At 49.8% G+C, this 22,461-nt stretch carries 18 protein-coding genes; 12 read left to right on the forward strand and 6 right to left on the reverse strand.

The window, feature by feature from the left end:
- Positions 1 to 797: 797 nt before the first annotated feature.
- A complete protein-coding gene (gene ilvC / locus IQ260_RS05710) occupies positions 798 to 1,793 on the reverse strand; it encodes a ketol-acid reductoisomerase (protein WP_193991665.1) in 996 nt (331 codons plus the stop codon).
- Positions 1,794 to 2,071: 278 nt separating this feature from the next.
- Entirely contained in the window at positions 2,072 to 3,517 is a 1,446-nt protein-coding gene (gatA, locus tag IQ260_RS05715) for an Asp-tRNA(Asn)/Glu-tRNA(Gln) amidotransferase subunit GatA (RefSeq protein WP_193991667.1), read from the reverse strand.
- Positions 3,518 to 3,928: 411 nt separating this feature from the next.
- On the opposite strand from gatA, the gene IQ260_RS05720 reads away from it, so the two are divergent.
- The 5 genes from IQ260_RS05720 to IQ260_RS05740 all read left to right on the forward strand — a co-directional run bounded on the left by IQ260_RS05720 (position 3,929) and on the right by IQ260_RS05740 (position 10,189).
- Positions 3,929 to 5,305, forward strand: a complete 1,377-nt coding sequence (locus tag IQ260_RS05720) for a serine hydrolase (RefSeq protein ID WP_193991669.1) — start codon at positions 3,929 to 3,931, stop codon at positions 5,303 to 5,305.
- Between the two features lie 435 nt (positions 5,306 to 5,740).
- Entirely contained in the window at positions 5,741 to 7,030 is a 1,290-nt protein-coding gene (locus IQ260_RS05725) for a glucose-1-phosphate adenylyltransferase (protein ID WP_193991671.1), read from the forward strand.
- Between the two features lie 48 nt (positions 7,031 to 7,078).
- Positions 7,079 to 8,422 (forward strand): ABC transporter permease, encoded by a 1,344-nt coding sequence (locus IQ260_RS05730; RefSeq protein ID WP_322744899.1) that lies wholly within the window; start codon positions 7,079 to 7,081, stop codon positions 8,420 to 8,422.
- Between the two features lie 4 nt (positions 8,423 to 8,426).
- Positions 8,427 to 9,143 (forward strand): ABC transporter ATP-binding protein, encoded by a 717-nt coding sequence (locus tag IQ260_RS05735; RefSeq protein WP_193991673.1) that lies wholly within the window; start codon positions 8,427 to 8,429, stop codon positions 9,141 to 9,143.
- Between the two features lie 176 nt (positions 9,144 to 9,319).
- A complete protein-coding gene (locus IQ260_RS05740) occupies positions 9,320 to 10,189 on the forward strand; it encodes a tetratricopeptide repeat protein (RefSeq protein WP_193991675.1) in 870 nt (289 codons plus the stop codon).
- Positions 10,190 to 10,223: 34 nt separating this feature from the next.
- Here IQ260_RS05740 and IQ260_RS05745 read toward each other — a convergent pair whose 3' ends face one another.
- Positions 10,224 to 10,601 (reverse strand): hypothetical protein, encoded by a 378-nt coding sequence (locus tag IQ260_RS05745; protein ID WP_193991677.1) that lies wholly within the window; start codon positions 10,599 to 10,601, stop codon positions 10,224 to 10,226.
- Positions 10,602 to 10,741: 140 nt separating this feature from the next.
- Here IQ260_RS05745 and IQ260_RS05750 point away from each other — a divergent pair, with 140 nt between their 5' ends.
- Both IQ260_RS05750 and IQ260_RS05755 read left to right on the forward strand, forming a co-directional pair.
- Positions 10,742 to 11,845 (forward strand): Gfo/Idh/MocA family protein, encoded by a 1,104-nt coding sequence (locus IQ260_RS05750; RefSeq protein ID WP_193991679.1) that lies wholly within the window; start codon positions 10,742 to 10,744, stop codon positions 11,843 to 11,845.
- An 88-nt stretch (positions 11,846 to 11,933) separates the two neighbouring features.
- Positions 11,934 to 12,746, forward strand: coding sequence for a hypothetical protein (locus tag IQ260_RS05755; RefSeq protein ID WP_193991681.1), 813 nt, complete (start codon positions 11,934 to 11,936; stop codon positions 12,744 to 12,746).
- Between the two features lie 62 nt (positions 12,747 to 12,808).
- Here the strand turns inward: IQ260_RS05755 and IQ260_RS05760 are convergent, their stop codons facing one another.
- Positions 12,809 to 13,429 carry a CPP1-like family protein gene (locus IQ260_RS05760; RefSeq protein ID WP_193991684.1) on the reverse strand — a complete coding sequence of 207 codons (621 nt, stop codon included), beginning with the start codon at positions 13,427 to 13,429 and terminating at the stop codon, positions 12,809 to 12,811.
- 686 nt (positions 13,430 to 14,115) lie between these two features.
- On the opposite strand from IQ260_RS05760, the gene IQ260_RS05765 reads away from it, so the two are divergent.
- On the forward strand, positions 14,116 to 14,838 hold the full coding sequence (locus tag IQ260_RS05765; protein WP_193991686.1) for a response regulator transcription factor: 723 nt from the start codon (positions 14,116 to 14,118) through the stop codon (positions 14,836 to 14,838).
- 176 nt (positions 14,839 to 15,014) lie between these two features.
- Here IQ260_RS05765 and IQ260_RS05770 read toward each other — a convergent pair whose 3' ends face one another.
- Entirely contained in the window at positions 15,015 to 16,343 is a 1,329-nt protein-coding gene (locus IQ260_RS05770) for a HetZ-related protein (protein WP_193991688.1), read from the reverse strand.
- A 535-nt stretch (positions 16,344 to 16,878) separates the two neighbouring features.
- Between IQ260_RS05770 and larC the strand changes: the two genes are divergently transcribed.
- Entirely contained in the window at positions 16,879 to 18,255 is a 1,377-nt protein-coding gene (gene larC, locus IQ260_RS05775; protein WP_193991690.1) for a nickel pincer cofactor biosynthesis protein LarC, read from the forward strand.
- 21 nt (positions 18,256 to 18,276) lie between these two features.
- Here larC and IQ260_RS05780 read toward each other — a convergent pair whose 3' ends face one another.
- On the reverse strand, positions 18,277 to 19,620 hold the full coding sequence (locus tag IQ260_RS05780) for a hypothetical protein (RefSeq protein WP_193991692.1): 1,344 nt from the start codon (positions 19,618 to 19,620) through the stop codon (positions 18,277 to 18,279).
- 902 nt (positions 19,621 to 20,522) lie between these two features.
- Between IQ260_RS05780 and ndhL the strand changes: the two genes are divergently transcribed.
- The 3 genes from ndhL (at position 20,523) to trpA (ending at position 21,936) form a co-directional block, all read left to right on the forward strand.
- The gene (gene ndhL / locus IQ260_RS05785) at positions 20,523 to 20,753 is read left to right on the forward strand and encodes an NAD(P)H-quinone oxidoreductase subunit L (RefSeq protein WP_193991695.1); all 231 of its coding nucleotides are present in this window, start codon (positions 20,523 to 20,525) and stop codon (positions 20,751 to 20,753) included.
- 2 nt (positions 20,754 to 20,755) lie between these two features.
- Complete coding sequence (locus IQ260_RS05790; protein WP_193991696.1) at positions 20,756 to 21,073, forward strand: DUF3007 family protein; 318 nt, start codon at positions 20,756 to 20,758, stop codon at positions 21,071 to 21,073.
- Positions 21,074 to 21,135: 62 nt separating this feature from the next.
- On the forward strand, positions 21,136 to 21,936 hold the full coding sequence (gene trpA, locus IQ260_RS05795) for a tryptophan synthase subunit alpha (protein ID WP_193991698.1): 801 nt from the start codon (positions 21,136 to 21,138) through the stop codon (positions 21,934 to 21,936).
- The last annotated feature ends 525 nt before the right edge of the window (positions 21,937 to 22,461 follow it).

A 22,461-nucleotide genomic window follows, 5' to 3' on the forward strand; every position in this document is an offset into this window, starting at 1 on the left:
CCCCGATACTCAGCATGGTCGCGCTGCTCGATGGACGCATAAAACGCATCCATATCTATGTGCAGAATTTTACAATAATCTGCCATTCTGACGTCAGAAATGTTATTTGCTCAAGAACAGCCCAGCCTCAAACACCACTGCCTACCGCCCATCTTCACCTAAAACGTTATCTTTGTGCAGTCCCCTTCACCCATATGTCCGAGAATCAACTGACATTTCGTTAAAACTACTGGCAAAGAGAGAAAAGTTGTTGGACTCAAAATACATCCAATGACCGTATTTCACCGTGTTTTCCTGTCTATGTGAGGCTTGGTTGAAATTAAAAGAACAAACGTGAATCTACCAAATTCGAAGGGTCATTCTATCGTTAAGGCACTTTTCTAATAACGATTAACTGTCGCAAAACATATTGTTTAATTGGGGTAGCTTCATGCCAGTTTTTAACTACGGTGAGATCTTTTTTAGCTTATTGACCTGGCTCAAGATAGGCATTTCAGCCACATTGTTGTTTTTTATAGTGACCAAATTTATAGCCGTCTGGGAAGACACTCAAACCGAACTACAGCCTCAGACAGAAAACGTTATTCGTTATTAGAAGAGATTTAAACTTAAGGTCGTGGGTTTCGACTGCGCTCAACCCACTAAATGCTGATTTTTTAGAAAACGGAGGACTGAGCGGAGTCGTGCGCGCAGCGTTTCCCCCGGAAATAGTCCTTCGCTCCGCAAATAAAGCAAAGGCGCAGCCGGAATCTCGGCTGCGCCTTCTTACTGCCCTTTTACTAAAAAGTGATATACACTTACACCTTCTTGAGCCAGCTAAACATAGCTCGCAGATCCTTGCCTACTTCTTCAATGGGGTGCTCAGCTTCACGACGACGAATCGCATTAAAGCCAGGGTTACCCGCCTGACTTTCTAGCACAAACTCACGGGCAAACTGACCCGTTTGAATCTCCTTGAGAATTTGCTTCATTTCTTTCTTCGTGTCCTCGGTGATGATGCGAGGACCCCGAGTATAGTCACCGTACTCAGCCGTGTTGGAGATACTGTAGCGCATGTTGGCCAAGCCACCTTCCACCACCAGGTCAACAATCAGCTTAACTTCGTGGAGACACTCAAAGTAGGCCAGCTCAGGCTGATACCCCGCTTCGATCAGGGTCTCAAATCCAGCCTTGATCAGCTCGCTGAGACCACCACACAGCACCACCTGCTCACCAAACAGATCCGTTTCGGTCTCTTCCCGGAAGGTGGTTTCCAGAATGCCAGCGCGGGTGCCGCCAATGCCCTTGGCATAGGCCATGGCCATGTCGCGAGCCTTACCCGAGGCATCCTGATAGACGGCAAACAGTGCGGGCACACCCTGGCCTTGCTCATAGGTACGTCGCACCAGATGGCCAGGCCCTTTAGGAGCAATCATCACCACATCCACTTCTTCGGGGGGAACGATCTGGGCAAAGTTAATATTAAAACCGTGGGCAAAGGCCAGCACGTTGCCTGCCGATAGATTGGGGGCAATGCTGTCTTTGTAAACACTCTTTTGCACTTCGTCGGGCAGCAAAATCATAATCATGTCTGCCGCTGCCGCTGCTTCAGCTACGGGTTTGACAGTAAGACCTTCGGCTTCGGCTTTGGCCGTAGAGCGGCTGCCTTCGTATAGACCCACAACGACATTGACGCCGCTGTCCTTGAGGTTGAGGGCATGGGCATGCCCCTGGGAACCATAGCCGATGATGGCAACGGTTTTCCCATTGAGTAAATCTAGATTTGCGTCACTGTCGTAGTACATCTGGGCCATGATTCAGAGCTCTCCTTGATTTGCGGCTGTAGGTAGCCAAACTAAATATCGTCCGTCCAGCATTCGAGATGCGCAGCCGGTGTGCAGCCTTCGATCCTACCAAACCATTTGCCGATGTAAGCATTCATACATGCATATAAACGTATGAGCTTACCGTCGAAGCCTCAACCACCAACGTTATTGTTAGAGGGCTGAGCGGAGTCGAAGCCTCAACCACCAACGTTATTGTTAGAGGGCTGAGCGGAGTCGAAGCCCTCCATCCTGAGAGCGTTTAGACACTAAACGTCCGGCGTCTTTTCATGCCAGGGGGTGGCCTTTTCATAGGCCGATGCCACTTCAAATAGGGTATCTTCTCTCAGGGCGTTGCCAATTAGCTGCATACCAATGGGTAGTCCTGCCTGGTCAAACCCGCAGGGCAAACTAATGCCGGGGAGTCCAGCCAGATTGACCGTAATGGTCATCAAGTCAGATAAATACATGCTGAGGGGATCGTCCACTTTGGCCCCAGCTTTAAAGGCCGTACTGGGCACCGTTGGCGTCATTAGCACGTCTACGTCTTTAAATGCGGCTTCAAAATCCTGTTTAATCAGAGTGCGTACCTTTTGAGCCTGTAAATAATAGGCATCGTAATACCCCGCTGATAGGGCATAGGTGCCAATCATGATGCGGCGCTTGACCTCAGGGCCAAAGCCCTCGGCTCGAGTCTGTTTGTACATGGCCAGCAGATTATCTGTGTCAGCCCGCATGCCGTAGCGGACACCGTCATAGCGGGCCAGATTTGATGAGGCCTCCGACGGGGCAATGATGTAGTAGGTGGGCAGCCCGTAGCGGAAATTGGGACAAGATACTTCTACAATATCGGCTCCGAGTTCTTTCAGCTGTTCAGTGGCGGCATCCATGGCTTTGGCGACATCGCTGTCTAGACCTTCGCCAAAGGTTTCTTTAACTAAGCCAACGCGCTTGCCTTTGAGGTCGGTTTTTAGGTGCTGGGTGTAGTCAGGGATTTTAACCTTCAGACTGGTGGAGTCTTTGGCGTCGTGCCCTGCGATCGCACCCAGTAAAATCGCTGCATCTTCCACCGTGCGGCTAAAGGGACCAATCTGATCGAGCGATGAGGCAAAGGCCACCAGACCGTAGCGTGACACCAGCCCATAGGTAGGCTTCATCCCCACCACGCCACAGTAGGCCGCTGGCTGGCGAATGGAGCCTCCGGTATCTGAGCCCAGGGAAATGGGGGCCTGGTCTGCAGCTACTGCTGCCGCCGACCCCCCTGACGAACCACCGGGTACACAGCTGGTATCCCAGGGGTTAGCCGTCAGCTGATAGGCAGAGTTTTCGGTAGAGCTGCCCATGGCAAACTCGTCCATGTTGGTCTTCCCGAGAAAAATGGCTCCGCTATCTGCCAGCCGCTGAGTCACCGTCGATTCGTAGGGAGGAATAAACCCGGCCAAAATCTTGGAAGCGCAGGTGGTGCGAATACCTTTGGTGCACAGGTTATCTTTGAGGGCAATGGGAATACCAGCGAGGGGACCGAGGGATGTATTGGCTGCGATCGCAGCGTCCACCTGCTGAGCCTGGGCCAATGCCTTATCTGCCGTTACCGCCAAAAAACTATGGAGCTTTGGCTCTAGCGTCTGCAATCGTTCTAGATATGCTTGAGTAATTTCAACCGCAGTACGCTCTTTCTGGGTGAGCTGTTGCTGCAACTTGCGGATGACTGACATTTGGACTCCCTCAGTACGCCTGGCACAAAGCTAACAGTATAGGCGGGAATGACAGCATTAGGGCTAGCGATACCAGCAATGCAAATTGCGAACGATTAAAAAATGGGCGTTGCAGATCCTCGAGATGATTTCATCTGAAGAGTACTGATAAATTGCATCATTACCCGATCGGTCCAGTCCCTAAATCAGCAACGGCAAAAAATGTTCTTTGGTTTCTTTGGAGAAATGTGTAGCTGGGTACAATCTTTTTTATTATTTTTCTATTAAATCTATTAATGAGTACGCGTAAATACTTAGCTAATCGCAGGGTATTTAACACCTAAAATTTACGCATAATCGTCATCCTTATTATCCAACTCCTGCCCTGAAAGTCACTACCATTACTCTAGTCATTCTGGTTCATTAGCCTCCATGATCCTCTTCCGTTCCACAGCTAAACCTATTTGGCGTCAGACATGGCTACGTCTGCTGTTGCTGTCTAGCAGCACCCTTGGTTTGGCCCTACTGGTGATGCCTCGACTGCCATCGGAATGGATAGTGGCCGATCAGGCAAACCCAGCAACGGTCACCGTTGACACGAATGTAGAGTCATGGCCTGAGTCGTCTGCTCCAGAAACTGCGCCAGGCTCCGCTCCGCTTCTACGGCAGGTCAGCACAGACGGCATTATCCGCCCCTATTTAGCCCTGACTCAGCTCAGCTATGGTCTCACCCATCGCCTGCTTCAAAAGCAGCAGGGAGTAGCTAGCTATGAGCAGGCCATCGGTTTAGCTCAGCAGGCCCTCAGCCTCCGTCAGCAGGGCAGTACCCTAGAACTCAGTCGGCAGGAAAAGGCCCTCTGGCAAGATGCCGTCCATCTGTTGGCATCTGTCGATAGTGACTCAGCGCGGTATTCCCAAGCCCAAACCAAGCTCAAGGAGTACGGCACAATCGCAACGGTGGTGAGCCATCGTATTAATCAGCAGCAATCCGAATTTTTAGCACCGATTGCGGCGGCAAATGGCAACCCCAACGCCGTCAGAATTTCCCTATGCCAGATCGGCACCGATGCCTGTCGTTCCTTTCGTGGCAATGTACCACCGGCCAGCCTGGCTAGCCTAGTAAAACTTCCTATTGCCATAGCACTTATGCATCAGGTGTCTACCGGCAAAGCCGATCTAGACGAGCAGATTTACATTGACCCCAGTAACTTTACGGAAAACGCCCAGGGCAGCAAAATCTTTGTCGACAAGACCTACACCCTGCGAGAGGTGATGGTGCGCATGATTACCGAGAGCAATAACATTGCCACCAATCAGCTGATCGACTATATGGGACATGACACCATCAGCGCAGCCCTTCAAGCGGAAGGATTTGCAGGTACTAGAGTGGGCCACAAATTGGTGGGCGATAGCACGTACCCCAAAAGTATGGGAGCAGGAAAAAATCAAAGCACCGCCGATGAGCTCACCCAGATGATGATGCGCATCTATAGTTTTACGAAAGACAGTGATGAAGAGATTCTCAATGCCCTAGTAGGACAGTATGACCTCGATTTTGGTTACCGTGCCCTGATCAAAGAAAAGCCCAACATTTTTTGGATTGGTGAAAAAACAGGCCAAAACTCCTCTGTGATTGGTAGCACCGTCGCCTTTAAGGTAGGCGAAGAACGCTATGTTATGACAGTCACCATTGATAAAAGTGCTCACCAAGGCAGACTGCGACAGATTATCCGCGATGTGGCAAAACATGTGCTAGAACACGGCCCCCTAGATCAGCCGTTAGCGCCTAAAGTTGCTAAAAAACTATGATTTTCACGATGGCTTCTAGGTCTATGTGCTCGGGATTTATATCAAGCTCTATTGTCTAGAGTTTGATATAAAGCTGCTTTTAAAATACTCCAATCTTAAACTTAGTTAGCTATTTTTGAACTCCAAAAAGTCAGCTATTTTTTGAGTGAGCCTCGTTCTTACTTCAATCCAAAAATTTATCCAGCGGCATGACTTAAGTTCACCACTACCAGAGCCACCACTTTATTTTTAAAGATGGTGGTCGGCTTGATTGGCCTCTAATCCTCTAATATTGGTTCAACTTATAACGTCCATAGGAATAGGTGTAGAAAAATCCTAAGTTGAGGGTATTTCAGAGCACAAAGCAAAAATAAATTGCTTCAACCTCTTGTCAAGGATTGGATACACCCTCAAACTAAATAATGAATTAACAAACTGCGCTAGTGAGACGATCCTGTGAAAAGAGTTCTTTCGATTATTCTCGGCGGTGGTGCTGGTACTCGCCTCTACCCTTTAACAAAGTTTCGTGCAAAACCCGCAGTGCCCCTGGCCGGTAAATATCGATTGATTGATATTCCAGTTAGTAACTGTATCAACTCAGAGATACTCAAGATCTACGTCCTCACGCAGTTTAATTCCGCCTCCCTCAATCGCCACATTACCCGCGCCTACAACTTTTCCCAATTTAGCGACGGTTTTGTCGAAGTGCTCGCAGCCCAGCAAACTCCAGAAAGTCCCAGCTGGTTTCAGGGCACTGCTGATGCCGTTCGGAAATATCTATGGCTGTTTGAAAGTTGGGATGTGGATGATGTCATTATCCTTTCAGGTGACCACCTCTACCGCATGGACTATCGCCTTTTTGTAGAGCGTCACCGCAGCACCGGGGCCGATGTCACCCTATCGGTGGTGCCCGTTGGCTACGATGTCGCCTCCAGCTTTGGTCTGATGAAAATTGATCATGGTGGTCGTATCGTTGACTTCAACGAAAAGCCTAAGGGGGAGGCCCTTGAAGGAATGAAGGTGGATACGACCACCCTGGGTCTGAGTGCTGACAGTGCGAAAGAAAAGCCGTTTATTGCTTCAATGGGTATCTATGTATTCAAGAAGCAGGCGTTGATTGATTTGCTGCGCCGTTCTCCTGAACAAACTGACTTTGGTAAGGAGATTATTCCGGGCTCTGCCCGTGAGTACAATGTTCAAGCCTATTTATTTGATGGGTACTGGGAAGATATTGGAACGATTGAGGCGTTTTTCAATTCCAACCTGGCGCTTACCCAGCAGCCCGACCCAGCCTTTAGCTTCTACGATGAAAACGCGCCAATCTATACTCGAGCCCGTTATCTACCCCCCAGCAAAGTTCAGGATTCTAAGATCACCAATTCAATTGTTGGCGACGGCTGTATTCTCAAACAGTGCAACATTCATCGCACCGTCATCGGACTGCGCCAGCGCATTGGTGCCAACTGTGAAATTGAGAACGCTCTGCTGATGGGGGCTGACTACTATGAGTCGATGTCTGAAGGGACTCAGCACCTCACCCGTGGCAAAGTACCGGTAGGTATTGGGGAAGGCACCATGATTAAGCAGGCCATCGTGGATAAAAATGCGCGCATCGGTCGCAATGTCAAAATTGTCAACAAGGAAAATATTCAAGAAGCTGAACGCGAAGATCTCGGTTTCTATATCCGCAGCGGTATCGTTGTTGTTCTCAAGAATGCGGTCATTCCTGACGGCATGATTATTTAAGAGGGAATGGGCAATGGGGCCAGTGGGCAATGCCCACCATTTACCACCATGCCTGCCACCAAAAGGGCTCCCAAAAAGGGGAGCCCTTTTGTCCTAAATGTCGTTATTAATTCTTGGGTTTATTCTAGGGATATCGATCTCTGGTGGGCATTGCCCACCCTACAAATGGATTTTCGCGAAAGTCTCAAAATGGCGGTTAAAACCCTGACTGCCAGCAAACTTCGCAGCGGCCTAACGATGTTGGGCATTATTATCGGTAATGCGTCAGTTATTTCCATGGTGGGTTTGGGGGAAGGGGGACGCCGCTATATTAATGAGCAGCTGCAGAGCCTGGGACCAAACATTTTGTTTATTGTGCCGGGTAACCGAGAAACTCGCGAATTAGGCGGTCTTGAAATTACCCGCAACCTTGTATTGGCCGATGCGGAGGCTATTGCTGAACAGGTGCCGTCCGTGATTGACGTGGCTGCTGAGAATACAACGCCAGGGCTGATCACGTTTCTCAATCGCAATGCCAATGCCAGTGTGATCGGCACCAACCCGGCGTTTATTAGTGTGCGTAATTTCACGACAGACCAGGGCCGGTTTATTTCTGAGTTAGATATGCAGCGCACCAGTGCGGTGACTGTGCTGGGCAATTCTTTAGCTGAACGACTGTTTGACGACCAGGTTCCCTTAGGGCAGTCGCTGCGCATTAATAACATTACCTTTGAGGTGGTGGGAGTGCTGGCGGTTCAGGGGTCAAACCTGGGGGTCAACTATGACGATGCGGTGATTATTCCCATTACGACCCAGGCAAGCCGTATTGTGGGCCGCACCTCTCCTTACGGAATTGAGGTGGGGTTTATCTCGGCAACAGCTCGTGATGCTGAGAGTATGCAAACGGCAGAATTTCAGATTACGAATCTTTTGCGTCTGCGCCACGGCATTGTCAATCCTGATGAGGATGATTTTTTTATTCAAAACCAGGATACGTTGCTGACCATTGCTGATACGATTACTAGCGCATTGACCCTAATGCTGGCTGCGATCGCAAGCATCTCTCTGCTAGTAGGCGGCATTGGCATCATGAATATCATGCTGGTCTCTGTACGCGAACGCACCCAGGAAATTGGCCTCCGCAAAGCCATTGGCGCCTCCCACCGCGATATTCTTGTCCAGTTTTTAATTGAGGCCATCATCCTCTCCGCCGTCGGGGGGGCCATGGGTACCCTGCTCGGCGTTAGCGGCATTGGTTTACTCAGTCTGTTTACCCCGTTTGAAGCGTCCGCCTCGGTCGGTGTCATTGTGATTGCCGTCGGTGTTTCCGGTAGTATCGGCTTGTTCTTTGGTGTGATTCCCGCTCGTCAAGCCGCTAAACTCGACCCGATCGTGGCTCTAAGAAGTATTTAAATCTATGCCCTCTCTGATTGACCTGCACCACATCTCTAAAATCTACGGCAGCGACAACACCGAGGTAAAAGCGCTGTGGGATGTCAGTCTCACCATCAACCAGGGAGACTATTGCTCGATTATGGGACCTTCGGGGTCGGGCAAGTCTACGGCCATGAATGTGATTGGCTGTTTGGATCGACCCACGGACGGCCAATATTTTTTTGATGGTCAAGATGTGGCCCAATTAGACGATGACACCCTGGCGGCCATTCGCAATCGCAAAATTGGGTTTGTGTTTCAACAATTTCATCTGCTGCCCCAGCTCAGTGCCTTAGATAATGTGGCCCTCCCGATGGTGTATGGAGGGGTGCCGACTGATGAACGACGCCAGCGGTCTGCCAGTGCGCTCCAGCGAGTGGGGCTGGGAAACAGACTGAACAACAAACCAAGCCAGCTATCGGGGGGACAACAACAGCGGGTGGCCATTGCTCGGGCCATTGTTAATCGCCCCCTGCTCCTGCTGGCTGATGAGCCGACCGGGGCTTTAGATACCACCACCACCGAGGAAGTGATGGAAATTTTTGCGGAGCTTAATCAAGGGGGCATCACCGTTGTGATGGTGACCCACGAACCTGCCGTTGCCAGATTAACCGACCGGGTGGTGTGGTTTCGCGATGGCCAGGTGATCAATGCCCAGATGGACCCCAAAGATGTGAGCTATGGGGCATTGGTAGAGTAGATTCACTGATTAGCTCCCCCCAGGAGATCCCGCAGGAGATCCGTAGGATCACTAGAATTAGGTGGTAGGCTATGAGCCATGGATCATTTCAAATTCTTAAAAAAGTTCGACTTTAAGTCATCGACGGTGTAGCGAATTTACTTGCCACACCAGCTGCTAACTCAGGGAGATGTTTGATGAATCTAGGCCACCGTCATGGGCTATCGCTACTGTTACTGCTGAGCCTCAGTGTGGCAAAACCTGCCCTGGCCGAATCATTTCGCAGCGCCGAGGCCGCCGTGGAACAGGGAGTGATTCATGTGCAGCAGGGGCAGTTAGACGCTGCGATCGCAGCCTTTGAGAGCGCCGTTACCCTTGACCCCACCCTAGCCGTAGCCCACTACAACCTGGGTCTGGCCTATCGCGAACAGAGTCAAATGCAGGCCGCTGCCGATGCCTTTTGGCAGGCAATCCAGGCCGATGGCGAATTTACCATGGCCTATGTCAATCTGGGCGCAGCCCTGTTGGATAGCGGCAATCTAGACCAGGCAGAAAGCTATCTGCAGCGAGCCGTTATCCTCGACCCCCAGCTGGGGCTAGGGCACTATAACCTGGGATTAGTCCAACGCCGTCAAGGTAACTTAGCTGCTGCCTTAGAGTCGTTTACAACGGCTGTAAATCACAGTCCTCAGGCCCCAGAAGTCCATTATCAAATTGGCCTGATCTATCTCCAAGACAACCAGCTAGAGACGGCTGTACAGGCCTTGGAAAACGCTATTAATCTGGACAGTAACTATCCTGAAGCCCACTACAGCCTCGGCATTGCCTATTTTGGTAAAGGGGGTGCAGAAAATGTAGAAACCGCCCTCCAGCATTTCGATCAGGCCATTCGGCTCTACCCCTCCTTTGGCCATGCCTACTATTCTAAGGGCTTGGCCCTGGCCGCCCTCGAACGCACTGACGAAGCCGAACAAGTCCTGCAGCAGGCGCTTAACCTCTATATTAATCAGGGTCGCAGTGAGTGGGTGGCCAACACCCAGGCCCAGCTCGAACGCATTCGCCAGTAACCGGCGGGCACCCACCGACCCTCATGAAGTCTACCTACTGAAAGAAATCCAGTTCAAAGGCACGGGGCTGACCACTTTCCAAAAGAGCCAGATTACTTTTGAGCTGTCGCCATACCAGCCCAGCACTGAGAAACGTCAGCGGTGCTGCTACTGCATAGGAGAGCCACGTGGGCGTACCAAAACAGCCCAATCCTGAGGCCAAGAAGATGGCCGTACCGGTACAAATACCCAAAAAAGGTAGCTGTATATTAAGTCCTCCTAGCTTAGCTACCACAGCTGAGGAACGGGTTTTGCGCCATGCCGCCACAATATCTTTGAGCACGGCACTAAAGGCAGCTCCCGAGGTAACGGCAATCAAAATACCAGCCACCATAAAGAAATAAGGAGGCGTAAACAAGTAGTAGTAAGTCATGGCTGGGCAATAGGGCGTTTGTAACGTTCTGTTAATCACACCATTATACGCATAGCGGTAGCCGCTAGCGTTGTGTCCCCCTTATCGTTAGGCTAGGTAGTCAGTCCCGTCTTCTACTGCCGTCTAGTTTCCGTTGTGCTATGCCCCAGACGTCCATTGGTGTTGCTGTTGTTGGCACAGGATTTGGTCAAAAAATCCACATTCCAGGCTTTAAAGCTCACCATCGCACTGAGGTCGTCGCGGTTTATCATCGCGATCTCAATCAGGCTCAGGCCATCGCCGAACGCCACGACATTCCCCATGCCTGTGACACCCTTGAGGCCATTGTTGCCCTACCTCAGGTCCAAGCTGTCAGCATCGCTACCCCGCCATTTGCTCATCACCCCATGGCCAAAGCTGTGCTCCAAGCGGGGAAGCACCTGTTATTAGAAAAACCCGCCGCTCTCAACGTTGAAGAAGCCCAAGAACTCCATGCCCTGGCTCAGCAACATCAGGTGGCAGCTGTCATGGATTTTGAGTTTCGGTTTATTCCCGCCTGGCAGCGTCTAGCAGAACTACTTAAAGAAGACTACGTCGGTCAAAAACGTCTGATCAAAATCGACTGGATCGCTGGCAGTCGAGCTAATCCGGAACGGGCCTGGAACTGGTATGCTCGCAAGGATCAAGGCGGCGGTGCCCTCGGTTCAATTGGCTCCCACATGTTTGACTATGTGGACTGGCTGTTTGGCCCTGTCAAACGCCTGTCTGCAAACCTTAGCACCACGATTACTCAGCGCCCCGACCCCATATCCGGCGAGTACAAATCTGTTGATTCTGATGATACTTGCAGTATTACATTAGAACTGGCTGACGGCACCCCCGTGCAAGTTACCCTGAGTGCCGTTGCTCTGACCGGTCGCGGACACTGGGTTGAAATCTACGGCGAGAAGGGCACTCTTGTGCTTGGGAACGCCAGTCAAAAAGACTACATCCACGGATTTACCCTTTCCGGCAGCCAGGCAGGTGCCCCCTTAATGCTGTTGGATATTCCAGAACGCCTAGATTTCCCAAAACTCTACGATGATGGCAGACTTGCCCCCTTTGTTCGAGTCGTGGATCACTGGATAGCGTCTATTGACCAACAACAGCTCTTGGCTCCGTCCCTGGCCGAAGGTGTATATTCACAGCTACTGATGGATCTTACTCACCAGGCTCATCGCCAACAAACTTGGATTGCAGTTCCCCATATGAAAAAAACAACTTAAGTGGAGAGGTACAACGTCAGCGATGTTCTAAGTAATGTACGTTTAATGCCTGTACATTGAACGTTGAGGATATCGATCGTCCACAGTCATGTCGTCACAACAATTTCCCATCAATTCCCTACAAAACCTGAGGCGGTCTCTCAAACAGCAGTTAGTGCTACCAGCCTGTGAACACACCCCCAGCTATTTTGCAGAGGAAAACATGCCCGAACCTGAATCGCTGGCTACATTGAGTAGCTTGTTTCGCAAGGGGGGGATTACCCATACAGACGGTTCCACACCCAATGCAAATGGTAAATGGTTTATTAGCACTGTAGATGCCAGCACTGTTCTTAAACACTTGCCAGGTATTACTCTCAAACCTAACTACTGTCTCGTCACCTATCTTTACCGGATCAGGCGAGCGCAGGCAAACCATGGGGGCTCTGTCACTTGGGCAATGGCCCATCAGCTCAGTACTACCTCCCACTTGGAGGCCGCTTTGGCCACAGCTGGCGACCATAATTCGCCTCCTTACCCTGAGGGGGCACTCCTTAACTACATGACCGCAGTTACAGGAAACCTAACAGCAAGCTCTTTCTTAGTCGCTTCTGTTCTACAGCGAGAACTGCAAGAATTTGGCCGCTGCGGCAAGTTTCATCGCTGGCAGCACCATCGCTTAATTGGTTCTGTTCCTAAACAGCGCAGCTGGCAATGGCGTATGGAACAGCCCAAAAATCTAATCCCCAAAGTGCATAGCTTACCCAACGGTAAAATAGCCGTTGAATTTTACACCTGTCGGATTTTGCCGCCCGTCAGTATCTTTCGCCATATTGACCGCTATTCGGCCAATAGCTACGTTGCTAAGGCGAGTAATCAGGCCATTGCTACTGCTGTTCAACCCTCTCGACCAACTCGTTAAACAGGGCCAGACGGGCATACTCCACTCAGCAAGCCTAGCTTTACAGACTGATTGCAGGGACCTCAGCGCAAAAAACTGCTGACAAACCATAGGAGTAGCATGGTCGCAATCGCCACCACCGCATTGAGCCGCTCTACGGGCAGCCCTAAGCTTTGCTGACCCACCAGCTGAATTGCTACCAGTCCAAGCAAAACACCCACTAACAAACCACCGGTTGCAAACGCCAGCGATCGCCAAAATTTGTGCTCTTTGCGATTAAGAAAGAAGATAGTCGCTGCCACTGAAAAACCTAAGGCCGTTGCCGCACTGTTGGCGGCAAACCAAGCGAGGGCAGCTAGGGTTAAAAATACAACAGATGGCCAGAGGATATCGTCTCGACTGGGGGTATCCAGCCAATCCTGCAGCCAATTGGGGGGCTGGGGAGCCGGTAGTGAAACTCTGGGGATCGATGTCGATGACTCTGACGCCTTTTCGGCAAATCGAATCCGATCGGGGACTTTGATTTTGCCCTCCTGCCGCATCCGTAACCGCTCCATTAAGATAGCGTCGTAGGCAGCTTCAATGGCCTCTTTTCGCTGGGGGTTACTCTCACATTCTTCCAAGAGACGCTTACGAGCCACCTGTACCTCTTCGAACGAAGATGACTCATCTAACCCCAACGTTTTATAGTTGCTCTCATTCATATCGACACCTGGTATGTACGGTGGCCATTACGACGTCTACAAATGATGATATGACGTACATCCGTGAAAAAATGTGATGCACATCAAAAAGCACCACTTTCTATAGTAATCATCAGTTTAACCATCCTGGCAAAAAAACAAGTCAAGGATGACAGAAATGTCAGATAACTTTTTAGAAGTTTCGTTTTTTTTGATCACTCCATCCTTATAGTTGCCACTAGTTTCCACTGAAATTAATGAAATCTTAAGTATCTAACGTCTCTCAGAGCCGGAATGAGTGGCTACTTTGACGTCATACCGTACACCCCTGTCCATAGGCTTATATCGTTTCAATAGGCTGATTATGTTTGGCATATTTAGCACTGTAGGAGCACTGTAGGGTGCTAAATAGTGCTGATTGGCTGGCACTATTTAGCAGAATTCTTTGATAAGGTGTGGAAGCCCTGTAAAACTTCTCTGAAGTTATTGAAAACTTGTGAAATAGGACTTTAGATGTGCCTACTCGGGCAATCTAACCCCAGTAAGATTTATGCCGTTGCTGATTGTAGAGAATAAATCGATCTAGAATGAACGCTATTTGTCAGGATTTCTTAGATTAAATCCTCTTGGGCACATCTCGGGGATCAGTAACGCCAGATTTATTTTTACCTTTTTACCTAGATTCGTATTTTTTTGGTGTAAGGATTATGACCACGGCCTCTGCCAAAATTTTAGTTGTTGACGATGACCCAGCCATCCGCAATCTTATCCATCGATTTTTAGCCAAACAGACCTATGAGATGGAGTCTGCTGAAGATGGAAAACACGCTCTGGCCGTATTTGAGCAGTTCAATCCAGATTTAGTTATTTTGGATGTCAATCTGCCTGACGCTAATGGCTATGACCTGTGTAAAGAAATGCAGTCACGCACAGGCGTTTTTGTGCTGATGCTGACAAGCCGTACTGATGAGTCGGACAAAATCCACGGCTTTAATCAGGGGGCTGATGACTATATTACTAAGCCCTTTAGCCTGGGGGAGCTGGAAGTTCGAGTGGGGGCTATCCTCAAGCGGCAGCGACCGGTTACCGCTGCTGAGCAGCAGTGCCTCACGTTTAACTCCCTGGCGATTGATCCAATTCGTCGAGAAGTGACGCTTGAGAGTCAGCTGGTACCCTTAACAGCGCTGGAGTTTGACCTACTACACTTCCTGGCTAGCCACCCCGGCCGGGTATGGCGACGGACTGAGTTAATTCAGAAGGTTTGGGATTATGAGTACGTGGGTGACCAGCGTGTGGTGGATGTACACATCGGTCAGATTCGTAAAAAAATTGAGATTGATACTAATCAGCCCACATTGATTCAGACGGTACGGGGGGTTGGTTATAAGTTTGAACCACCTACCACAGGGACTGAGGCTGCTGAGGCATAGGCTAGTTTAAAGGGTGATTGGATAACCTGCTGGGAGAGTTAACGTTTCACTCTCCCAGCAGGTTCTATTTTTTCCATTCGGCACAATTCATCCCAGCGCACATCATTCAGCGCAAAAAAAAGCCTCCGCGAAGCGAAGGCTTTGGACGTGCACTCAAGGAAAGGTAAACGGTAGCGCTACTTGCAAGCTGCCTTGGGGGCAGCCTCAGAAGCGCTAGTCTCAGACTTGGCCGAACGGTTAGTGTTACGTAGCTTCCAGGCATTGGACACAATTTGACTCCAGCGACGCTGGACACGCTTGGAGGTCCATCCTAGCTGCTGCGCAATATCAGCATCTGACGGTATTGCGCGCTGAGGATCTTGCATTTGCTGCTGTTTTAGGGCTAGCAGATGTTGCTGGTCGGCAGTGAGCTCACCGATAAACAGGGTCCATTCTTTGGGGGAAAGACCTAAATTTCGGTCCAGATCAGCCCCTAGCCATTGGTGAACTAACTCCCAGTTGTGGGACTGGGCAAATTTTTCTACATGGTACTTAAAGCGCTGTTGCAAGTAGTCGCGCTGTCGCGGTGTGAGGCCGAGCACTTCGTCAATTTCGGAGGCAGCCATGTCTTGTAGACGCAGTGCTAGATAGTCGATACAGGCATGTTGATCCTGGTTTTCGAGGTACTCCACTAGTTCCCGGATAATGCGATCGCGCAGCACCGCTTCCGCTGGGTCAGTGACATCGGCTACCATCTGCTCACGGATTTGCTGGAGGGCTGAGGAACGAGAATCGGCATCATCACTTTTAGGTGAATCAACAGCCATCTCGATATCCACACAGGTTTCTGCCGGTAGGCGCTTAGCAAAGCTTTGGGCTCGCAGCACCAGCAGCTGCTGGTTGTAGCAACCTGGCAACGAAATCCGACGTTTGGCATATTGCTCGCTAAACGCCATATACTCAGCCAGCTCCAATCGAGTTCTGGGAGTGTAGTCAGCCTCAAGGTGATTTTCCCGACGAAAGGCCTTAAGCACTTCAATGTAGAAGCCTTGGAGAAAGTCTTCTAGGAGATTGCAGCGACCCTGAAATCCTAACTGAGTTTTAGCGGGAGCAATATAGCGATAGGCAATCGCGCTCAGACGACTTTGGAGTTCCACCCTACCCTGGCGAGAACCGAGGCGATAGTATTCCAAATATTTCTGAATCCGGTTTTCCGCTAGGGAGTGTTGCCAGGCATTGACTTCACCAGAGGCTTGAATTCGAGCGCTTTTGCGACAAATGCGGGCCACTTCAATAGCCAAACGGTTAGCCACAGCATGGACAGTACGAGTACTGCCTTTAACCTGTTCTTCAAGCAAGTGAATCAGAAAATTTACGAGCGCCTGATCAACAGGGCACAGCTCACTTTCATGATTTTCTGCATTGTTCTTAGGTGGCTGGACAGAGTCAGCAGTGGGATGAAGAACAACGTTATTAGTTGGTTTAGTTAGGTTTAATACGTTTGTAGCGGTAGATTGAGCTTTCATAATTCCCTTAGTGATGCACGCCCCTTCTATTCGAGGAGCTGTTCAGTTGGCAGTTGGAGCTGTAGGCCTGTCCGTTAGTGGACAGTTTCACTGTAAAGGACTCAATCTGGAATCTAAACAACAGTGTGTCACTATCCAAACCAAATAAACGAAAAGTCTGCTGAAAGACCGGACTCTGCTCGAATATATAGGGCATCAATAACTCTATAATGTTTGCTGAATGGTCGTTTGGTAGATACCCTTAATGACATGGTAGACACTTGGACCTATTTAAAGGCGACGTTCTTGACTGTGACAGTTGAGTAGATAGTCTATTTTTTAAACCTATATTTATTCGTGTGACAGTTGCCGTGAAATTGATGTCTCTCGACACATCAATAACCGTTGATAAACTGCTTGTTAATCTAATAATTCCCTGACGTATTGCACTATTTAATAGCTACGGGAATACGTCAGCCTGTCCGGTGGTTTTACAGGCAGCCAGCATGAAGTGTACGTAGGGAAAATTAGCCTTCAGGGGAGAATCTATAAAGCTATGGAAAAGATTGCTTATTTCGATTGCCCAACGGGCATTGCTGGCAATATGTGTCTCGGTGCAATCTTGTCAGCAGGGATGCCTTTAGAGGATCTGTTAGCTCAATTACAGGGGCTGGGGCTACAGGACGAATATGAGTTTACAGTCGCTCACGTGCGACGTCAGGAACAAGCAGCGATCGCAGTTACGATCAATTTAGTCAAAGCTGTTCCGGCTCATCGACATTTGCCAGATATCGAGGCGTTGATTCGTCAGGCTCAGCTACCTCCTCGGGTGGTGGAGTGGAGTTTGGCTATTTTTCGGGAGCTGGCAGCGGCTGAGGCCGCCGTCCACGGCATTGCGGCAGAGCAGGTACATTTTCATGAAGTGGGGGCCACCGATGCTCTGGTTGATGTGGTGGGCACCTGCTTAGGGTTACATTGGCTGGGGGTGGACCGGATGGTGTGTTCGCCATTACCCGTGGGTGGCGGTACGGTAAAGGCGGCCCATGGTCGGCTGCCGGTACCGGCACCGGCTGTTTTGGAACTGCTCAGACGTGCCCAGGCCCCGATTTATAGCAATGGGATTGATCGGGAACTGGTGACACCGACGGGGGCTGCGATCGCAACCACCCTCAGCCAATCCTTTGGTCCTCCCCCGGCCATGACTCTACACCAGGTAGGTCTGGGGGCAGGCAGCCATGATTTACCCATCCCTAATATTTTGCGGCTATGGATTGGCACCCGGCCATCTGAGTTCTCTGCTAGCCATTCCCATGCTAGCCATTCTCACAGAGAGCCTGATTCGATGGACTCTGCACATTCAGTCTCTAAACATCCAGAGATTGAGCATCCGGACCCTGAGCATCCAGAGAGTGAGCATCCAGAGCACCAGCACCCAAGCAGTCGGTCTTTGGGCTATCAAGAATCTATCGTAGAGTTGCAAACCCAGTTAGATGACTTAACCCCCCAGGCCATTGGCTATCTCTATAACGGCTTATTCCAAGCCGGTGCCCTGGATGTGTTTACCCAAGCCATCGGCATGAAGAAAAATCGTCCGGGAATTTTGCTGACGGTGATTTGTCCCGCAGCAGAGGTGGAAGCTTGTCAATCTCTACTTTTTTCAGAAACCACCACCTTGGGCATCCGCACAACGGTTCAGCAACGGCAAACGCTGTATCGTGCCTGGCGGGCGGTTACCACTGACTATGGGCCGGTACAGGTCAAAGCAGGGTTAGCCACGCCCCAAGGGCCTGTTGTCAATCTTCAACCTGAATATGAAACCTGTGCTCAGCTGGCCCGAGCCCAGGATATTGGTTGGAAACGGGTGCAGTGGGCTGCGATCGCAGCAGCACAGCCCCTATACAACGCCCATGACTGGCAGGTTGCAAAAGATTAAAAGTTTTATCGCCTTATGGCTCTAGCCAGGTTCATCATGGGCAGAATGAACAATGGGAGCCCAGTGCAATTCCCTCATCATTTGAGAAAAAATACGATACTCATCCAAGGATGCGGTTTCTGGATTACTGGTCTCCGACTCACTCTGTTGAATTTGGACCAGATTATATTGCACATCGCTACCGCAGATGGCCAAGGTAACACCGTATATTTCTAAGAAGTTAATAATCCACTGGCACTCTTCCCGTGGAAATTGCTCATAGTAACGAATAAGGTCTGCAATCCGAGCATCCAAATAGGGATGGGAGTTGGGCGAAACCAAAATCAACTTGAGTAATATAATCGCCAGCGTCAGCGGTCGACCATTGGTCAACAATAGACTAAACAGGGGGGAGGGCGTTTCCGCATCCTCCGTCATCAGGTAATCAATCACCCGGTTGCTTGTTAGCAACGTCAAAGATGCATCAAGGGTCTTGTGATTAAACTTGACATACAGCCCGTTTAGCCGGCGCAATAGCCGACTTTCTAGCGTAACCACAAAATCAGTTCGAATGGCCGAAAAAAGCAGATATTCCACCAAACTATTTTTGTAGCTGGCATAGCTCAAGCCCTTAGTTTGCTGATGAAAGATCCGAGCTAGATTGCGATGGCTAAACATGCCCCGTTTGGCCACCAGCGCCCGAATCACTCGCAGTGCACTATCCCCTAGCATAGTCGGGTTAACCCGACGGGCCCGCGCCATAGGCGAATTTTGAAAGTGGGCCGTATACATGGCCAAATCAAACTTAAACTTGTCTCGCAGCCGCTGAGACAGGGCCCTAGCCGCTTCCCTCTGCTCTAGCGGATTGCTGGTATCAATATACTGAGGAGCTAATAAGTAGGCGGTATACCGCCTAGACCAGTTAGGATCGTCGCCATTAAATCGGTTTTGGACAAACAGCTTAAGGTCCTGAAAGTCCTCACTATCGACAAAATCCCGCAACCACTGACGCAATCGCTTGATTGAGGGGGACACCGACATTTTGTGGATAGTCGGATCAGTAAACAGCTGAATCAGCTCCCGGATCGCTCCATACTCACGAGCGACTTCCCAGTTATTGATCAAGATGTAGCAGGAACGCTTAAGCGTATTGTGGAATTCCTTTCTATTATTTGCAAATAGGATTGAATACAGAGCCGGTACCGTGCTCGCACCGATGGTTTCGTGATGCTGCAGAAAAAGGCTTCTAAACTCGTCTAGAACATCTGCAGCGGGCCAAGACTTAACGATGTCTAGCAGAAAATCATAGATTGTTTGCTGAGCCTGCTGCACGTCTTGATGACGACGTCTAGGATTGAACGAATCAGAAACTCTATCAACAACCATGCAAGTTACTGGTATACAGGGCCGCTTGTAATATCAGCATTCCACGACTAATCAAAGACTAGATATAGATGGTAAGCAAAGAAATGTGTCTATACATTCACTTTGTAACAAGAAACCGTACATCTTGGAAAGTATATTCGGGCTGAATACGTCTCTGTAACCCTACTGATGCCCCAATCTCCAATGTCCCCTCAGAAAGTTGGGCGCTATATGCAGAAAGCGTTCCGACGCCTAGATACTAGCATGACATCCAACGGCATGACGCTTGGCGGCTCAGTACCATCACGCAAAGCGTACAAACTTACAGACAAATTATAACGTCCTAGAGTTGGAATCTAACTAAAAAAACTATTAAGGAAGATGGGGGCGGAGGGACTTGAACCCTCACGACCGTTTAAGGTCAGCGGATTTTCACCCTCCCACAGCTTTCGCTGTTGCCACGTAGGCTTTGAGGATTGGACCCTCCCTTTACCCTCGACTTAACGTTAGGGTAGCTCCCGTCGGGCCTCTGCACCTTCCCCCTAAAAGTATGAAGTCGAAAGGACAAAGGATGAATTTGATTTCCGCCTTTTGCCTTCTGACTTTCGCCTTCTAAAGGGCTTGGCTCAGGATTGCCATACCTTTATCAGCCAGTTAAACACTTGACCCATAAAGACTTAGGTTTCCCTGAGTTTGAGAGCTTCCACTTAGCAGATTTCTCCACTAAGGCTCAGTTTTCTAAGTCCGCAGCGTCTACCATTCCGCCACGCCCCCATAAAGAATTTTTGATGCCGACAGCCTAGGAATATTCCAAACAAGCTGTCCGCTCAAAAACTCCTGTTTAATTCCAACACCAACTGGTATTCTGTGCAACCCCCTGAACGCTATGATGACTTGTGCGAAGTGCAAAACACTTAGGGGCTATGGATAACCTCGATATTTCACTTTTGATGACGCTAGCGGCCTACGCGGGGCTAGCTGGTCTCTATTTGCTAGTCATACCTGGGGTACTGTTTTTGTATCTAAAGCAGCGTTGGAATGTAGCCACATCGATAGAGCGGCTGCTAATTTACTCGCTGGTGTTTGTATTTTTTCCGGGCATGCTGCTGCTATCGCCCTTTCTCAACTTTAGACCCCAGCGTCGTGAGATTTAGTCATGCGTCGGATTGATGTCATTGGCGTCGGACTGGGCGTCTTTATTACCGGGGGAGGGCTGTATTTAGCCCTTTCCATGGCGGGCCTAGATGGGATTTCAGCGGGAATATGGAGCCAGGTGATTTTTATTGGTGGACTCCTTGGCTGGGTGTTCACGTACCTGACTCGGGTGTTTTCTCAAAAGATGACTTACAATCAGCAGCTGCAAGACTATGAGGATGCAGTGCTGCAAAAGCGCTTAGACGAAATGTCCGATGAAGAGCTGGCCCAGCTGCAGACGGAGCTAGAGGCTGAGAAAAAATCTCAGTCATCGCCCTAAGGCCTAAATGATTGTTTGCTCGCATAGTGCAAGACCAGTTTAGAATTCAGACAGAGTAAGTCATGGGTACATCAGTTTCAGCTCAATTTCAAACGGTGCGTGCCCAGAAAGGCTGTGCGCTAATTCCATTTATTACAGCGGGCGATCCTGATCTAGAGACAACGGCAGCGGCATTACGGGCCTTAGATCGAGCTGGTGCCGACTTAATTGAGCTGGGTGTCCCCTATTCGGATCCGTTAGCCGATGGTCCAGTCATTCAAGCGGCGGCTACTCGCGCCTTAGCACGGGGGGTGACCCTGGATGCAGTTTTAAATTTGGTGGCGGAGGTGTCGCCCGAACTGTCAGCCCCGATTGTTTTATTTACCTATTACAACCCTATCCTCAACCGAGGCATTGAGCGGTTTTTACAGGACATTTATCAAGCGGGCGTACGGGGACTGGTGGTTCCTGATTTGCCCCTCGAAGAAATGGATGTTCTTCTGGAGCCAGCTCAAAAAGTTGGGATTGAGGTGACGCTGCTGGTGGCGCCGACCACGCCAAAGGACCGGATTATTGCGATCGCACAACAGTGTCAAGGCTTTATTTATTTAGTGAGTGTGACCGGTGTGACCGGCATGCGTCAGCAAATCGAAAGCCGCGTACAGGATTTACTCCAAGATCTGCGCACCGTGACCGATAAGCCTATCGGCGTCGGCTTTGGGGTGTCATCTCCGGAACAGGCAGCCCAGCTCAGAGCATGGGGAGCTGATGGCGTGATTGTTGGCAGTGCCTTTGTAAAGCGACTGACCCCAGATAGCACGACGTCTAGCGGTATCTCTGACGTTGAAAACTTTTGCCAAGAGCTGAGAACAGCCCTCGCCTAGCACAGATCAACAACGTAAACATCCTGACTAACGCCCTGTTCCACAGCACTTTGGCACAGGGCGTTAGGACATTCTGGGTATGGCCCTGTGCCGCCGGGTAATAATTGCCACAGTATCCCCCAATATCCGTACTTTAGATCGTTCCCTCGCTGCTGCAGTGCTCAAAAACCGCTGGAGGCCTTGCCATCAGACAAACGGTCTCTAACTTTTTGTTATTAATAACTTGACAACAAATGTTTCGACACATGAAGTTCAATAATTCTTCATGTTCGTTTAAGTGATCTTCAATAACCCAGTAGACCTCTCTTAAATCAGGACACGGGAGTGGCTATTCCTATGGTTTTAGTCAGTGAAATCGCCAAAATTTAGAGTTTTTTTCCTATTTTTTATCAAACTTTTCTGATGCGGCATGCTTCCGTACTAACCCTGGAAAATCCCCCAGCACTGTGAGGTATTGCACTCTCCCAAAGCAGAGTGTAATAATCCTTGACCAGAGATAGGAATAACCGTGTAAGTACGGCAAAC

This window comes from Leptolyngbya cf. ectocarpi LEGE 11479 (genome assembly GCF_015207065.1).
Taxonomy (GTDB): domain Bacteria; phylum Cyanobacteriota; class Cyanobacteriia; order Phormidesmidales; family Phormidesmidaceae; genus Leptothoe; species Leptothoe ectocarpi.

What these genes read in the sequence shown, in the direction of transcription:
- IQ260_RS05750 (WP_193991679.1), top strand. Translation starts at nt 10,742, where the DNA reads ATGCCCCAGACGTCCATTGGTGTTGCTGTTGTTGGCACAGGATTTGGT.
- ndhL (WP_193991695.1), top strand. Translation starts at nt 20,523, where the DNA reads ATGGATAACCTCGATATTTCACTTTTGATGACGCTAGCGGCCTACGCG.
- IQ260_RS05740 (WP_193991675.1), top strand. Translation starts at nt 9,320, where the DNA reads ATGAATCTAGGCCACCGTCATGGGCTATCGCTACTGTTACTGCTGAGC.
- IQ260_RS05770 (WP_193991688.1), bottom strand. Translation starts at nt 16,343, where the DNA reads ATGAAAGCTCAATCTACCGCTACAAACGTATTAAACCTAACTAAACCA.
- IQ260_RS05745 (WP_193991677.1), bottom strand. Translation starts at nt 10,601, where the DNA reads ATGACTTACTACTACTTGTTTACGCCTCCTTATTTCTTTATGGTGGCT.
- trpA (WP_193991698.1), top strand. Translation starts at nt 21,136, where the DNA reads ATGGGTACATCAGTTTCAGCTCAATTTCAAACGGTGCGTGCCCAGAAA.
- IQ260_RS05765 (WP_193991686.1), top strand. Translation starts at nt 14,116, where the DNA reads ATGACCACGGCCTCTGCCAAAATTTTAGTTGTTGACGATGACCCAGCC.
- ilvC (WP_193991665.1), bottom strand. Translation starts at nt 1,793, where the DNA reads ATGGCCCAGATGTACTACGACAGTGACGCAAATCTAGATTTACTCAAT.
- IQ260_RS05755 (WP_193991681.1), top strand. Translation starts at nt 11,934, where the DNA reads ATGTCGTCACAACAATTTCCCATCAATTCCCTACAAAACCTGAGGCGG.
- IQ260_RS05720 (WP_193991669.1), top strand. Translation starts at nt 3,929, where the DNA reads ATGATCCTCTTCCGTTCCACAGCTAAACCTATTTGGCGTCAGACATGG.
- IQ260_RS05780 (WP_193991692.1), bottom strand. Translation starts at nt 19,620, where the DNA reads ATGGTTGTTGATAGAGTTTCTGATTCGTTCAATCCTAGACGTCGTCAT.
- IQ260_RS05735 (WP_193991673.1), top strand. Translation starts at nt 8,427, where the DNA reads ATGCCCTCTCTGATTGACCTGCACCACATCTCTAAAATCTACGGCAGC.
- larC (WP_193991690.1), top strand. Translation starts at nt 16,879, where the DNA reads ATGGAAAAGATTGCTTATTTCGATTGCCCAACGGGCATTGCTGGCAAT.
- gatA (WP_193991667.1), bottom strand. Translation starts at nt 3,517, where the DNA reads ATGTCAGTCATCCGCAAGTTGCAGCAACAGCTCACCCAGAAAGAGCGT.
- IQ260_RS05760 (WP_193991684.1), bottom strand. Translation starts at nt 13,429, where the DNA reads ATGAATGAGAGCAACTATAAAACGTTGGGGTTAGATGAGTCATCTTCG.
- IQ260_RS05790 (WP_193991696.1), top strand. Translation starts at nt 20,756, where the DNA reads ATGCGTCGGATTGATGTCATTGGCGTCGGACTGGGCGTCTTTATTACC.
- IQ260_RS05730 (WP_322744899.1), top strand. Translation starts at nt 7,079, where the DNA reads ATGCCTGCCACCAAAAGGGCTCCCAAAAAGGGGAGCCCTTTTGTCCTA.